Source organism: Jiangella sp. DSM 45060 (genome assembly GCF_900105175.1).
Lineage (GTDB): Bacteria > Actinomycetota > Actinomycetes > Jiangellales > Jiangellaceae > Jiangella.
Map to the genome: position 1 here is coordinate 6505914 of NZ_LT629771.1, position 13988 is coordinate 6519901.

Annotated in this window: 14 protein-coding genes; 4 read left to right on the plus strand and 10 right to left on the minus strand. The window is 72.0% G+C overall.

The window, feature by feature from the left end; translation table 11 throughout:
* Positions 1-6: 6 nt before the first annotated feature.
* Complete coding sequence (locus BLU82_RS29280; protein WP_092624407.1) at positions 7-3162, plus strand: LysM peptidoglycan-binding domain-containing protein; 3156 nt, start codon at positions 7-9, stop codon at positions 3160-3162.
* Here the strand turns inward: BLU82_RS29280 and BLU82_RS29285 are convergent.
* The gene (locus BLU82_RS29285) at positions 3159-4073 is read right to left on the minus strand and encodes a hypothetical protein (RefSeq protein WP_157741331.1); all 915 of its coding nucleotides are present in this window, start codon (positions 4071-4073) and stop codon (positions 3159-3161) included. The two genes, BLU82_RS29280 and BLU82_RS29285, sit on opposite strands and share 4 nt — an antisense overlap.
* Positions 4067-4666, minus strand: coding sequence for a hypothetical protein (locus tag BLU82_RS29290; RefSeq protein WP_157741332.1), 600 nt, complete (start codon positions 4664-4666; stop codon positions 4067-4069). The genes BLU82_RS29285 and BLU82_RS29290 overlap by 7 nt, the downstream gene beginning before the upstream one ends.
* A 118-nt stretch (positions 4667-4784) precedes the next feature.
* On the opposite strand from BLU82_RS29290, the gene BLU82_RS29295 reads away from it, so the two are divergent.
* From BLU82_RS29295 to BLU82_RS29305, 3 genes are all read left to right on the plus strand, one after another.
* Positions 4785-5921 (plus strand): N-acetylmuramoyl-L-alanine amidase, encoded by a 1137-nt coding sequence (locus BLU82_RS29295; RefSeq protein ID WP_092624410.1) that lies wholly within the window; start codon positions 4785-4787, stop codon positions 5919-5921.
* Positions 5922-6019: 98 nt separating this feature from the next.
* The gene (locus tag BLU82_RS29300; RefSeq protein WP_231947607.1) at positions 6020-7357 is read left to right on the plus strand and encodes a PLP-dependent aminotransferase family protein; all 1338 of its coding nucleotides are present in this window, start codon (positions 6020-6022) and stop codon (positions 7355-7357) included.
* Positions 7358-7373: 16 nt separating this feature from the next.
* Positions 7374-8336, plus strand: a complete 963-nt coding sequence (locus tag BLU82_RS29305; protein WP_092624411.1) for a D-alanine--D-alanine ligase — start codon at positions 7374-7376, stop codon at positions 8334-8336.
* A gap of 133 nt (positions 8337-8469) precedes the next feature.
* On the opposite strand, the gene BLU82_RS29310 is transcribed toward BLU82_RS29305, so the two are convergent.
* The 8 genes from BLU82_RS29310 to rpmH form a co-directional block, all read right to left on the minus strand.
* Entirely contained in the window at positions 8470-9492 is a 1023-nt protein-coding gene (locus BLU82_RS29310) for a ParB/RepB/Spo0J family partition protein (RefSeq protein ID WP_092624412.1), read from the minus strand.
* Positions 9485-10399: a ParA family protein gene (locus BLU82_RS29315; protein ID WP_092626461.1), complete on the minus strand. Its 915-nt coding sequence runs from the start codon at positions 10397-10399 to the stop codon at positions 9485-9487. The genes BLU82_RS29310 and BLU82_RS29315 overlap by 8 nt, the downstream gene beginning before the upstream one ends.
* 239 nt (positions 10400-10638) lie before the next feature.
* On the minus strand, positions 10639-11319 hold the full coding sequence (gene rsmG, locus BLU82_RS29320; RefSeq protein ID WP_231947608.1) for a 16S rRNA (guanine(527)-N(7))-methyltransferase RsmG: 681 nt from the start codon (positions 11317-11319) through the stop codon (positions 10639-10641).
* 53 nt (positions 11320-11372) lie between these two features.
* Positions 11373-11894: a R3H domain-containing nucleic acid-binding protein gene (locus BLU82_RS29325; protein WP_069109372.1), complete on the minus strand. Its 522-nt coding sequence runs from the start codon at positions 11892-11894 to the stop codon at positions 11373-11375.
* Positions 11895-11972: 78 nt separating this feature from the next.
* Positions 11973-12899, minus strand: a complete 927-nt coding sequence (gene yidC, locus BLU82_RS29330) for a membrane protein insertase YidC (protein WP_197682551.1) — start codon at positions 12897-12899, stop codon at positions 11973-11975.
* A 7-nt stretch (positions 12900-12906) separates the two neighbouring features.
* The gene (gene yidD / locus BLU82_RS29335) at positions 12907-13254 is read right to left on the minus strand and encodes a membrane protein insertion efficiency factor YidD (protein WP_092624414.1); all 348 of its coding nucleotides are present in this window, start codon (positions 13252-13254) and stop codon (positions 12907-12909) included.
* Complete coding sequence (gene rnpA / locus BLU82_RS29340) at positions 13251-13622, minus strand: ribonuclease P protein component (RefSeq protein ID WP_092624415.1); 372 nt, start codon at positions 13620-13622, stop codon at positions 13251-13253. The genes yidD and rnpA overlap by 4 nt, the downstream gene beginning before the upstream one ends.
* Positions 13623-13659: 37 nt before the next feature.
* Positions 13660-13797, minus strand: a complete 138-nt coding sequence (gene rpmH / locus BLU82_RS29345; protein ID WP_053203721.1) for a 50S ribosomal protein L34 — start codon at positions 13795-13797, stop codon at positions 13660-13662.
* Positions 13798-13988: the final 191 nt, after the last annotated feature.

The window sequence follows — 13988 nt, forward strand, 5'->3', positions numbered from 1 at the left end:
CCCCCCGTGCCTCGAACCCATCGAACCGCCCGCCCCCGGCGCACGACCGCATCGGTCCTGCGTGGTCTGGGAGCGCTGGTCGTCATCGTCGCGGTCCTGGTCGGCATCCCGCTCGCACTGATCGCCGTCGCCGGCAACCCCTTCCCCGGCTCCGTGCCCAGCTGGGACGACGTCACGTCGGCGCTCACCGAGCCCGACGACGGGTCGCTGTTCCTGCAGGCGCTGGTCGTCATCGGCTGGCTGGGCTGGCTGACGTTCGCCGCCGGCCTGCTGGTCGAGATCCCGGCCGCGCTGAGCGGCCGCAGGGCGCCCCGGCTTCCCGTCCTGCGGGTGCAGCAGCGCGCCGCCGCGGGCCTGGTCGCCGCCGTGGCCGCCGCGTTCGTCGTCGGGCCGGTCGGTGTGGCTACGGCCGCCGAGCCGGTGCAGCCCCCCGCGCAGCAACCGGCCCCGGTCACGACGGCGCAGACGCCGGCCGCGTCCGAGGTGGCGACGACCGAGGCGGCCCCCGAGGCGGCCGCCCAGCCCGAGACGGTGCAGCGCACGCACACCGTCCAGCGTGGCGAGTCGCTGTGGCGCATCGCCGAGCAGGAACTGGGCGACGGCGCGCGCTGGCCGGAGATCGCCGAGCTCAACTACGGCGTCGAGCAGCCAGGCGGCCGTGCGCTCGACAACACGCACTGGATCGACCCCGGCTGGCAGCTGCTGCTGCCGCCCGAGCCCGCGCCGTCGGCCGTCCCAGTCGCCGACACCGGCGCCACCACGCACGTCGTGGCCGAAGGCGACACCCTGTGGGGCATCGCCGAGCAGCGGCTGGGCGACGGCGCACGGTATCCCGAGCTGGTCGAGGCCTCTCGCGACACCGTCCAGCCCGACGGCGGCAGGCTCAGCGACCCCGACCTCATCCGGCCGGGCTGGACCATCACCGTCCCGGGCGCACCGGGCACGCCGCCGGTGGTCGGCGACCCGGTGTCGCGCGAGCCGGTCGAGCCGCCGGCCCCGGAAGAGCCGGTGCAGCCGCCCGCTCCGGAGCAGCCCCAGGAGGAGGCGCCGGCCGAGGAGGCACCCGTCGAGGAGCAGCCGCCGGCCGAGGAGCCCGTGCAGCCGCCGGTCGCCGAGCAGCCCGACGACACCGAGCTGGGCGACTCCGCGACCCAGGCCGTCGGCGACGACGTCGACGTGCCCATCCGCACCACGGCCGGCGTCGGCGCCCTGCTGGCCGCCGGCGTGCTGGCCTTCCTCGCCGCCCGGCGCCGGTCCCAGCAGCGACGACGCGAGCCCGGCGAGCGCATCGCCATGCCCGCCGGCGCGGCCGCCGAGACCGAGCGCGAGCTGCGCGGCGTCGCCGACCCGATGAGCGTCGAGGTGGTCGACGTCGCGCTGCGCGGGCTGGCCGCCGACTGCGCCCAGCGCGGGGTGTCGCTGCCCCCGCTGCGCATCGCGCGGCTCACGTCCGAGCAGTTCGAGCTGTACCTCGCCGACGAAGCCGTGCTGCCGCCACCGTTCGTCGCGACCGAGCAGGCGCACGTGTGGCTGCTGCCGGCCGCCGCCGGGCGCGCGTTCGACGCCGCCGCGCTGCGCGACGTGCCGGCGCCGTACCCGAGCCTGGTCACCGTCGGGCACGGCCCCGAGGACGGCCACCTGCTGCTCGACCTCGAGCGGCTCGGCACCCTCGCCGTCGTCGGCGACCGCGAGCCGTCCCGCGAGGTCATGGCCGCGCTCGCCGTCGAGCTGGCCACCAGCCCGTGGGCCGACGACCTCCAGGTCACGCTGGTCGGCACCTGCCCCGAGCTGGCCAGTGGCCTCGACACCGGCCGCATCCGCTACCTGCCGTCGGTCGGCAGCCTGCTCACCGAGCTGAGCACGCGGGCCCGGCACGACCGCGTGGCCATGGCCGAGTCCGGCGCCTACTCGCTCGACGACGCGCGCGCCCGCGGCGTTGCCGTCGCGGCGTGGACGCCCGAGATCGTGCTGCTCGGCGAGCCGCTCGGGCCCGACCAGGACGCCCAACTGGCCGAGCTCGTGCAGTCGCTGCCGCGGGTCGCCGTCGCCGCCGTCACCAGCGGCCACGGCGCCGTGGGGCAGTGGTCGCTGGAACTGGCCGCCGGCGAGCCCGACACCGCCGTTCTGCAGCCGGTGGGCGTCGACGTCCAGCCGCAGCGGCTCGACCAGCACCAGTACCGTCAGATCCTCGAGCTGCTGGGCGTCACCACTCAGCCGGCCCGGCCGTGGATCGACTCCGGTGGCCGCCCGGCCGACGAGCCCGAGCCGGGCGACGTCGGTCCCGGTCTGCTGGACAGCCTCGAGGCCGACTTCGACCGCCCGGCCGCGCCCGATCCGGCGCCCTCGCCGGTGGCGGACGAGCCGCCCATGACGCCCGTTGCAGCGACGCCCGCACCGCCCCCGGTGCCGGGCGACGGGCCCACCATCCTGCTCCTCGGGCCGGTCGAGGTCGACGACGCCGAAGGGCCGGTCGAGCAGTCCAAGTACCGGCAGCTCACCGAGATCGCGGCGTTCATCGCGCTGCACCCCGGCCTCGGGCACGCCGCACTCGACGACGCCATGTGGCCGGGCAGCCGCGTCACCCAGAACACCCGCAACACCGCCATCTCCAAGCTGCGCCGCTGGTTCGGGCGCGACGCCCACGGCGACGACTACCTGCCGCGGGTCGACACCGGCTACCGGTTCCACCCCGGCGTCACCACCGACTGGGACGAATGGCGCTCACTGGTCGGCGACGACCCCGCGCTGGCCGGCACGCAGCAACTGGTCGCGGCGCTCGAGCTGGTCCGCGGCCAGCCGTTCACCGGCGTCAACCCGCGCCGCTACGGCTGGGCCGAGCACCTCAAGCAGGAGATGATCGCCGCCATCGTCGACACCGCGCACGAGCTCGCCCAGCGCGCCCTCCGCGGCGGCGACGCCCACCTCGCCCGCAAGGCGTCGACCATCGGCCTGCAGGTCGAGCCCGGCATGGAGCTGCTCTGGCGCGACCGCATCAAGGCCGAGCACCTGGCCGGCAACCGGCCCGGCATCGACGACGCCATCGCCCGCATGACCGCCATCAGCGCCGACCTCGGCGACGACCTCGAAGTCGCCACCGTCCGGCTGATCGCCGAACTCACCAGCCCCGCGCCGGAACACACCGGCGTGCCGGAACGCCTCTAGCTGCTGCGCACCAGCGCCTGGATCTCGCCAACCGGGACGACGGTGCCGTTCCAGGGGCTCTCCAGGGTGTCGGGCACGCCCGGCAGGCTCACCTCGACGCCGCCCATGGTGAAGGTGACGTCGTAGACGAGGCGGGCCTGGGCGGCGAAGCCCGGGCGGCCGTCGAAGTCCTGGGCGGTCTGCTCGTGCGACATCTCGAGGTAGACGTGCTCGCAGGCGGTCGAGCGCAGGTCGGGGTTGCAGTCGAAGGTGTCGGACCCGTCGCCGGGGTCGATCTCGACGTGGCTGAGCGTGCCGGTGGCCTGCAGCGGCCCGGCCACGCTGCCGATGATCTCGCCGTCGCCGAGGCCGTCGAGGAGGTAGCGGGTGTCGGCGCCGACGTAGGTCATGCCGGCCGGGCTGAAGCTCATGGTGAACGCCGGCGTCTGGAGCCGTCCCAGCGCCTGCCAGCCCAGGCCGGGGAGCGCGCCCTCGTAGGGCACGATCCAGCGCCACCGCTCCCACGGTTTCGGATCGCCGGGCACGCGGCACTGGACGAACGTGAAGATGTGGTCAGGGCTCGGCCGGGTGTGCTCAGGCCACTCGTCCTCGGGCAGCGGCGACGGGATGTCGGCCCGGCAGGCCTTCGTGCCGAGGCAGAACTCGTCGTACGGCTCTTCGGTGAGGTCGCAGCGCGGGCCGTCGCCGCCGGTGCCGCCGTCCTCGCCGCTGTCGTCCTCGTCGGGGTCGGGGCAGATGTTGACGTACTCGAAGACACCCGGGCTGACCTGGATGAGGACGTAGCAGGGGTCGTTGGCGGGGTCGACACCGCGCACGCCGGCCGCCTGGCCGGGTGCGATGCTGCCCAGCAGGCCGACCAGCAGGACGGCGACCGCCGTCAGGACCTGGGACACGCGTCGGGGGGTCAGCATGTGATGGTCCCTCCAGGTTCGATCGGGTCGCCGATGAGCCAGCCGCCCTCGGACTCGACGACCTCGTACACCACGGGGTGCGGCGCCGCCAGCTCCTCGGCCGGCGGGATGGTGGCGCCCGATGCGAGCCGCGGCGCCCACGCGGACTCGTCCATGCAGGCGCTGACGACCCCGGACCGGTCGACGACCTGGACGTTGACATCGCTGATGACTGGCTCGCCGACCCGGACGATGCCTTGGTCGGCATAGCGCGACGCGATGCCGACGTTCAGCTCGGTGGTCTCGTCGGTGGCCAGGCCCTCGAACAGCGCCTCGAGGTCGTCGGCGGTGCCGCTCTGGGCCTCGACGACGGCCGCGATGAACTGCTCGAACGTCGTTCGAATCTGATCTTCCACCTGCGCGGCAGCGTCTTGTGTGACGGCGGCCGTGGGCGTGGGGGACGCGGGATCGCCGGTGGTGTCGTCGCCGCTGCATGCGACCACGACTGCGAAGCTCACCAAGCCGACCGTGAAGCGTCGGCCCGTCCGGGGAAACGAGCCGCTCATGCAGGGACAATAGCGATCAAGCCATGACACCGGCAACAGGAACGTCATGAACGCCGGATGTCATTTCCGCTGGCCGCGCCGGAAATCCGGTCCGACCGCGAGGCGGTTGCGACCGCCCGCTGTGGGTAGAATCGGCGCGACACGGCCAGGAAGGAACCACCCCCGGATGACCTCGCTTCGCTACCAGTTGGGCGACACCGGTCCGGCGATCGCAGAGATCCGCTCCAAGCTCACGCAGCTCGGACTCCTCGACGACACCGCGCCCGGCCCCAGCACCTTCGACGAGGACGTCGCCCAGGCCGTACGCCAGTTCCAGCAGGAGCGCGGCCTCACGGCCACCGGCATCGTCGACGCCACGACGTACCGGGTGCTCGACGAAGCGCGCTGGCGGCTCGGCGACCGACTGCTGTCCTACGTGGTGGGCAACCCGCAGGCCGGCGACGACGTCATCGCGCTGCAGCGGCGGCTGTCCGAGCTGGGCTTCGACGTCGGCCGCGTCGACGGCGTGTTCGGCTCGCGCACCGGCGACGCCCTGCGCGAGTTCCAGCGCAACATCGGCCTGCCCGCCGACGGCACCTGCGGCCCCAGCACGTTCAAGGCGCTCGGCCGGCTGGCGCCCATCGTCACCGGCGGGCGGCCCGAGAGCCTGCGCGCGGTCGAGGCGCTGCGTCAGGCCGGCAAGCGGCTGCCGGGCAAGGTCGTCGTCATCGACCCTGGTCACGGCGGTCCCGACCGCGGCCACCGCGCCAACGGTCTCGACGAGGCCGCCGTCGTCGAGGACCTCGCCGCCCGCATCGAGGGCCGGCTGACGGCCACCGGCGTCCAGACGTACCTCACCAGGGGCCCGGGCGCCGACGCGTCGCCGTCCGAGGCCGAGCGGGCGGCGTTCGCCAACGACTCCGGCGCCAACCTGCTGATCTCGCTGCACGTCGACTCGCACCCCAACCCCGACGCCGCGGGCGTCGCCACCTACTTCTACGGCAGCCGCGAGCCCGGCACCGCCAGCGCCATCGGCGAGCAGTTCGCCGGCCTGGTGCAGCGCGAGATCGTCGCCCGAACCGACCTCGTCGACTGCCGCGCGCACCCGAAGACGTGGGACCTGCTGCGGCACACCCGCATGGCCGCGGTCCGGGTCGAGCTCGGCTACATCACCAACGACGGCGACGCCGCCCGGCTGGCCGATCCCGACTTCCGCGACGTCGTGGCCGAGGCCATCGTGGTCGCCATCCAGCGCGTCTACCTGCCGTCGGGCGAGGACGCCGCCACCGGCGCGCTGCGGTTCCACGACCTCGCCACGGGATGACACGCCTGCTCACCCTGCGGAATTGGATTCGCGTACTCCCGCCGCGATGAGGCACAGTTGACCCTGTCTGTGTCGGTCCTGTCCCGGGAGGTGTGTGCGTGAGCCAGCAGTCCAGCCCGAACCGGAAGACCACCGACGCAGCAGCCGCCACCGGTTCACGTCTCGACTCATACGTCGACCGCTACGCCACCCGCACGCACGGCATGACCGCCTCCGAGGTGCGGTCGCTGTTCGCGGTGGCCTCCCGGCCCGAGGTGGTGTCGCTGGCCGGCGGCATGCCGAACATCTCCGGCCTGCCGCTCGACGTCGTCGGCTCGCTGGTCAGCGAGCTCGTCACCAAGCGCGGCATGACGGCGCTGCAGTACGGCTCCGGCCAGGGCGATCCCGTGCTGCGCGAGCAGATCTGCGACGTCATGCGTCCGGTCGGCATCGTGGCCCACCCCGACGACGTCACCGTCACGGTCGGCTCGCAGCAGGCGCTCGACCTCGTCACCCGCATCTTCATCGACCCTGGTGACGTCATCCTGGCCGAGGCGCCGTCCTACGTGGGCGCGCTCGGGACGTTCCGCTCCTACCAGGCGTCGGTCGTGCACGTCGAGATGGACGACCACGGCCTGGTGCCCGAGCGGCTGAGCGCGGCCATCGACGCCGTCCGAGCGGCGGGCAAGCGCATCAAGTTCCTGTACACCATCCCGAGCTACCACAACCCCGCCGGCGTCACCATGACGGCCGAGCGGCGCACCCAGGTGCTCGAGATCTGCCGCCGGGCCGACGTCCTCATCATCGAGGACGACCCCTACGGCCTGCTCGGCTTCGACGGCGAGGTGCCGCGCGCCATCCGGGCCGACGACGCCGAACAGGTCGTCTACCTGGGCTCCTTCTCGAAGACGTTCGCGCCGGGGCTGCGCGTCGGCTGGGCGCTCGCGCCGCACGCCGTCCGCGAGAAGCTGGTGCTCGCGGCCGAGAACAGCGTGCTCTGCCCGCCGGCGTTCAGCCAGCTCACGGTGTCCGAGTACCTCGCCGGCCACGACTGGATGGCGCAGGTCAAGGACTTCCGCGAGACCTACCGCGAGCGTCGCGACGCCATGCTCGAGGCGCTCGACGACCTCATGCCGGCCGGCGCGCACTGGACCCACCCGTCCGGCGGGTTCTACGTGTGGCTCACCCTGCCCGACGGCATCGACGCCAAGGCCATGCTGCCGCGCGCCGTCACCAACCGGGTCGCCTACGTGCCCGGCACCGCGTTCTTTGCCGACGGTTTCGGCTCGCGCTCCATGCGGCTGTCGTACTGTTACCCGACGCCTGAGCGCATCCGCGAGGGCGTGCGCCGGTTGGCGCAGGTCATCGAGCAGGAGATGGAACTGCGCGCCACGTTCGGGGCCTGGGGTGCCGCACAGCGGCCCGGCCTCGACGCACCGGCGCCAGACCAGAGTTGAGGGGTTTCGTTCCAGTATGAGCGATCTGGGCCGCGTTCTCGTTCTCGCCGGCGGTCTCTCGCACGAGCGCGACGTGTCACTGCGTTCGGGCCGGCGGGTGGCCGAGGCGTTGCGTGAGGTGGGCCTCGACGTCGAACAGCGCGACGCCGACGCCGACCTCCTCGCGTCACTGCGCCACGACGCGCCCGACGTCGTCTTCCCGCTGCTGCACGGCGTGTCCGGCGAGGACGGCGCCATCCAGGAGGTGCTGTCGCTGGCCGGGCTGCCCTACGTCGGCTCGGCGCCGACGGCCTGCCGGCTGGCCTTCGACAAGCCGGTGGCCAAGGCCATCGTGCGACGCGCCGGCATCGCCACGCCGACGTCGGCCGTGCTGTCGCAGTCGACCTTCCGCGAGCTGGGCGCCGGTGTGCTGCTCGACGCACTGGTGGCCCGGCTCGGGTTGCCGCTGGTCGTGAAGCCGGCACGGGGTGGTTCAGCGCTGGGCACCACGGTGGTGCGTTCGGCCGACGAGCTGCCCGCGGCCATGGTCGAGTGCTTCGCGTACGGCGAGCGCGCGCTGATCGAACGGTGGATCGACGGCACCGAGGTCGCGGTGTCCGTCGTCGACACCGGCGACGGCCCGAAGGCGCTGCCGGCGGTCGAGATCGTCCCCGAGTCCGGCACGTACGACTACCACGCCCGCTACACGGCCGGCGCCACGGAGTTCTTCGTCCCCGCCCGCCTCGACGACGCCGCGGAGACGGCTGTCGCCGAAGTGGCGGTGGCGGCGCACCAGACGCTCGGCCTCAGCGACCTGTCCCGCACCGACCTCATCGTCGACCACGACGGCGTCCCGTGGCTGCTGGACGTCAACGTCGCGCCGGGCATGACGGAGACGTCGCTGCTGCCGCAGTCGGTGCAGGCGGCCGGGCTCGACCTCGGCGTTCTGGCGCGGGAGCTGCTGGCCGTGGCGGTGGACCGGCATCGGCTCGCTGGCTGACCTTCTGGGTCCGGTCGGTGGGTGGGGCTGCCGTCTCCGCCCGCCTCGCTCGTTCCTCGCTCGGACGCCCGCAGCCTACCCCTGACGGCAGCCCCACCCACCGACCTGGCTCGTCTGTCGGCTTGCGGCCCTGTTACTCGGGCTCGGCGGCGTCTTTCACGTGCTTGGTCATGCGGGGGTCGATGGTGCTGACGATGCGCTCGAGGTCGTCGATGCTGGCGAACTCGATGGTGACCTTGCCCTTGGAGCGGCCGAGGTCGACCTTCACGCGGGTGTCCAGCCGCTCGGAGAGCGCCGCCGCGATGTCGCCGAGCCGCGGCGCCACTGGACGGGAGCCGCGGCGGGCCCGCGTCTTGGGCGTCTCGGCGTCGTCCAGTGACACGATCTCTTCGACGGAGCGGACGCTGAGGCCCTCGGCGACGATCCGCTGGGCCAGCCGTTCCTGAGCGGCGCCGTCGCCGAGGCCGAGCAGCGCCCGGGCGTGGCCGGCGGACAGGATGCCGGCGGCGACGCGGCGCTGCACGAGCGGCGGCAGCTTGAGCAGCCGCAGCGTGTTGGAGATCTGCGGCCGGCTGCGCTTGATGCGCACCGCGAGCTCGTCGTGCGTGCAGCCGAAGTCGTCGAGCAGCTGCTGGTAGGCGGCCGCCTCTTCCAGCGGGTTCAGCTGGCTGCGATGCAGGTTCTCCAGCAGCGCGTCGCGCAACATGTCGTCATCGCGCGTGGTGCGGACGATCGCCGGGATGGTCGGGAAGCCGGCCTCCTTGGTCGCCCGCCACCGCCGCTCGCCCATCACGAGCTCGTAGCGGCCGGACTCCAGCTGCCGGACGACGATCGGCTGCAGTAGGCCGACCTCCTGGATGGACGACACCAGCTCGGCCAGCGCGTCCTCGTCGAAGACCTGCCGCGGCTGCCGGAGGTTCGGCACGATGGAGTCGACCGGGATCTCGGCGAACGTCGCGCCGTCGACCGGCAGCAGCTCGTCGTCGTCCGGCTCCGTTTCACGTGAAACGTGCGCCGCCGAGCCGTTCGGCGCCGGGCCACCGCCCAGGACGAAGGCGTCGACCGGCGACTTGCGCAGCGCGTCGCCGTTCGTCGGCTCCCCCGTCGGGATCAGGGCGCCGAGACCGCGCCCCAACCCCCGCCTCTTCTCAGCCATGTGTCGTCTCCCCATGTGTACTGCCCGATGCTCCCCGCTCGGCGATCTCGCGCGCGGCTTCCAGATACGACAGCGCGCCACTGGAGGCGGCGTCGTACGTCATCACGGTCTGGCCGTAGCTCGGCGCCTCGCTGATGCGCACCGAGCGCGGAATCGCCGTCTTCAGCACGGTGTCGCCGAAGTGCCGGCGGACCTCGTCTGCCACCTGCGCGGCCAGTCGCGTGCGGCCGTCGTACATGGTGAGCAGGATCGTCGAGACCGCGAGATCGCGGTTGAGGTGGGCCCGCACCATGTCGATGTTCTTGAGCAGCTGGCTCAGGCCCTCGAGCGCGTAGTACTCGCACTGGATCGGGATCAGCACTTCGTCGCCGCCGACGAGCGCGTTGACCGTGAGCAGGCCCAGCGACGGCGGGCAGTCGATGAAGACGTAGTCGTACTCGACGCCGGGCTCCTGCAGGTGCTGATCGAGCGACTTCCGCATGCGCGACTCGCGCGCGACCATCGACACCAGCTCGATCTCGGCGCCGGCGAGGTCGATGGTGGCGGGCACGCACCACAGGCCGTCGATCTCCTCGACCTTCTGCACGACCTCGCCGACCGGCGTCTCCTCAACCATGACGTCGTAGATGCTGGGGATCTCGGCATGGTGGTCGATGCCGAGGGCGGTCGACGCGTTGCCCTGGGGGTCGAGGTCGATCACCAGCACGCGCAGGCCGCTGACCGCGAGCGCGGCGGCGAGGTTCACCGTGGTGGTGGTCTTGCCCACCCCGCCCTTCTGGTTGGCGACGACCATGATGCGCGTCTGGTCGGGCTTCGGCATCGGCGCGGTGCGCCGGCCCACCGCCATCAGTGCGACGGCGGCCTCACGGGCGATCGGGGTGTCCAGGTCGGCCAGCGAGCCGGACATCGCGAAGTCCGCGAGGTCGGCCGTCGAACGTACGTGGGTGCTCGCGGCCGGTTCGGCCGGTCGGTCGCCCGCATTCACCGAAATCTCACGCTCCAGGTTCGACGGTCCGCCCGCCGGATCAATGGTCCCACTGATGAGCGGCCAGCCGTTGGGCGACCGCCGTTCCCCCGTAGCGCTCTCGATTGCGACGACCCCACCGACTACGGGCCACCCCAGGCCCGCCACGACGGTGGCATCGGTCATCTCTTCGTCCTCCGTTGTCGTGCACCGTGCTTCGGCGCCGTCCCCGTGCGGCCGGCGACCACGACGGCGACCCGTGTGGCCGGGTCGACCACACCGGCGCCGACTTCCTCAACTCTCCACGACGCCGCGCCCATTCTCGCCAATGACGCGGCGGAATCGTGCAACTCTTCAGAAACCGACTGTCCCTTGAGCGCCAGCAGCACCCCGCCGGGACGCAGCAGCGGCAGCGTCCAGCCCGCCAGCCGGTCCATCGGCGCGACCGCGCGCGCCGTCACCACGTCGAACCGGGCGCCCGGCTGGACGTCCTCGGCCCGCGACCGCAGGACGGTCACGCCGTCGAGCCCGAGCGACTCCACCGTCTCGGCGAGGAACTCGCTGCGCCGCAGGAGCGGCTCGATCAGGACCACCTCGAGATCGGGCCGGGCGATCGCCAGGGGTATACCCGGCAGGCCGGCACCGGAACCCACGTCCGCGACGGTCCGGCCGTCGTCGATCAGGTCCGCCACGACGGCAGAGTTCAGAATGTGCCGGTCCCAGATCCGCGGGACCTCCCGCGGCCCCAGCAGGCCGCGCTCGATGCCGGGGCCGGCGAGCCGCGCGGCGTACGCCGCCGCCAGCTCCAGCCGGTCCCCGAACACGACGGAGGCCGAGTCCGGCACGGCGAGAACGTCGTCCAAGACTCGGCCTCCTGAGAATGTCAGCGATGTGGTTTCACGTGAAACGTGGACCACTAACCGGGCATCACCACGACGTAGCGCCGGGGCTCCTCGCCCTCGGACTCACTGCGCAGCCCCGCCTCGGCGACCGCGTCGTGGACGACCTTGCGCTCGAACGGCGACATGGCGCCCAGCGACTCGGGCTCGCCCGACGTGCGGACCGCCTCGATGACCCGCTTGGCGAGTTCCAGCACCTCGGCCCGCCGGTTGGCCCGGAAGCCGCCGACGTCCAGCATCAGCCGGCTGCGCTCGCCGGTCTCGCGAACCACGGCGAGGCGCGTCAGCTCCTGCAGCGCCTCGAGCACCTTGCCGTTGTCGCCCACCAGGGCGTCGAGACCGTCACCGATGATCGAGACGACCGCACGGTCGCCCTCGACGTCCATGTCGATGTCGCCGTCGAGGTCGGCGATGTCGAGCAGTTCCTCCAAGTAGTCCGCCGCGATGTCGCCCTCGCGCTCGAGCCGCTTCGCCAGCGGCTCGCCGGCCTCGCTCTCTCGTTCCTGCGCCGCATCGAGTTCCGTGCCAGCGTCGCTCACCGTCGACTCCTTCTACGTTCGTTGTGGGGCGGGTCTGCTGCCCGCCGAGCCCTGCCGCCGTGCGGTCGTCGCCGCCGGCTACTTCTTCTTGCGCTGCGAGCGCGTCGTCTTCTTCGGCTGCCGCCGAACCACCTCGGTCTGTTCCGGCTCCGCCGGCGTCCCGGTGTCGGGCGTGGGCAGTTCGACGCCCTTCTTCCGGGCCTTCTCCTCCAGGCGGCGCTGGTGCGCCTTCTCGGCCTCGGTGCCGGGCGCCGGCATCCGGCGGATGACGTACAGCTGCTGGCCCATGGTCCAGAAGTTCGACGTCAGCCAGTACAGGACGGTGCCCAGCGGGAAGTAGACGCCGGAGAACGCGAAGACCAGCGGCAGCACGTACAGCAGGATCTTCTGCTGCTGCGCGAACGGGCCCTCCAGGGCCTCCTTCGGCATGTTCTTCCGCATGATCTGGCGCTGCGTGATGAACTGCGTGACCACCATCAGCACGACCATGACGGCGGCGATGATCTTGGTGTTGATGTTGTCAGAGCTGATGAACGAGTCGGCCAGCCGCGCGCCGAAGATCTCCGCCCGTCCCGCCGACTCGAACAGGTCCGGCTGGCTGGTGAACGCGCCCCGCTCGTGCCCCTTCGCGATGCCGTCGAGCACCCGGAACAGCGCGAACAGGAACGGCGCCTGGAGCAGGATGGGCAGGCAGGACGCGAACGGGTTGGTGCCCGTGTCCTTGTACAGCTTCATCATTTCCTGCTGCAGGCGTTCACGGTCGCCCTTGTACTTCTTCTGCAGCTCGCGCAGCTGGGGCTGGAGGATCTGCATCTTCCGCTGCGACTTGATCTGCCGCACGAACAGCGGGATCAGCAGGATGCGGATGACCACCACGAGGCCGATGATCGACAGCGCCCAGTTCACGCCGTCGTGATTGATGCCGATCAGCTCTGAGAACAGCCAGTGCCAGCCGATCATGATCCAGCTGACCAGGTAGTACAACGGCGCGAGGATGGTATCCACGGGTGTATCAGACTCCTCGGAGTGAGGTCGGTGCGGCGGGCGGCAGGTCCGTCCGCGCCGCGGAAGCTTCATGCGACGGAGCCGCGTGCGGCTCGTCGTCGCCGTCAGTCCCGGCCGCCCGGCCCCACCAGCGGTAGTTCTCGCGCGTGGGGACGAGGTCGACGCCGCCGGCGCACCAAGGGTGGCAGCGGCCGAGCCGACGCAGGGCCAGCCAGCTTCCGCGCAGGGCACCGTGCCGCTCCACCGAGCTCAAGGCGTACGCCGAGCAAGACGGGTAGTAGCGGCAGGTCTGCCCGTACAGCGGGCTGATGACGAGTCGGTAGCCCTTGAGGAGGGCGACCAGGATGGTCTTCATCGCCGTTGCTCCGCTCGGGTGACGGCGCGGTCGATGGCCGCGTCGAGCTCACGCGCGAGGGCGGAACTGGGAGCGCCGGCGATGCCGGGCAGCGCCCGGACCACGAGCTTGGAACCGGAGGGGAGACGGTCGACCCGCTCGGCGAGGAGATGACGCAGCCGGCGTCGTACCGTGTTGCGCACCACTGCACCCCCAACCGTGCGTCCGACGACCAGACCCACCGACGATGCGCCGGCACCCGCGACGTCACCGGACTCGCCGGCGGGCAACAGATGCACGACCATGGTCGGCCGTCCGACACGAACCCCACGGCGCACGATCACCCGGAAGTCGGCCGAGCGCCGCAGGCGGTGCTCGGCCTTCAGCACCTCGGATCGTCGAGCGAGCGCAAGCGTGCCAGCCGGATCAGGCGGACAGCTTGGCACGGCCCTTGCTGCGGCGGGCGGCGAGGATGGCACGGCCGGCACGCGTACGCATGCGCAGCCGGAAGCCGTGAGTCTTCGCACGACGGCGGGTGTTCGGCTGGAAGGTGCGCTTGACCACGTCCGGGCTCCTGTGTCGATCGATGAGAGATGTGCGTGCTTCGGGGTGCCGTGCGGGATCCGATCATCCCCGGGAAGTTCAGGCCCGGGCATGACAAAAGGAGCCCTCGTCGGACCGATTTACGGTACGCGGTGGCGACGCTTCAGGTCAAACTCGCGACCCGCTGCCACGTGCACGGCGACAACCGTTCA

Excerpts from the sequence above, each read along its gene's own strand:
- BLU82_RS29285 (WP_157741331.1), bottom strand. The coding sequence starts at position 4,073 with ATGCTGACCCCCCGACGCGTGTCCCAGGTCCTGACGGCGGTCGCCGTC.
- BLU82_RS29290 (WP_157741332.1), bottom strand. The coding sequence starts at position 4,666 with ATGACGTTCCTGTTGCCGGTGTCATGGCTTGATCGCTATTGTCCCTGC.
- BLU82_RS29295 (WP_092624410.1), top strand. The coding sequence starts at position 4,785 with ATGACCTCGCTTCGCTACCAGTTGGGCGACACCGGTCCGGCGATCGCA.
- BLU82_RS29305 (WP_092624411.1), top strand. The coding sequence starts at position 7,374 with ATGAGCGATCTGGGCCGCGTTCTCGTTCTCGCCGGCGGTCTCTCGCAC.
- BLU82_RS29310 (WP_092624412.1), bottom strand. The coding sequence starts at position 9,492 with ATGGCTGAGAAGAGGCGGGGGTTGGGGCGCGGTCTCGGCGCCCTGATC.
- BLU82_RS29315 (WP_092626461.1), bottom strand. The coding sequence starts at position 10,399 with ATGTCCGGCTCGCTGGCCGACCTGGACACCCCGATCGCCCGTGAGGCC.
- yidD (WP_092624414.1), bottom strand. The coding sequence starts at position 13,254 with ATGAAGACCATCCTGGTCGCCCTCCTCAAGGGCTACCGACTCGTCATC.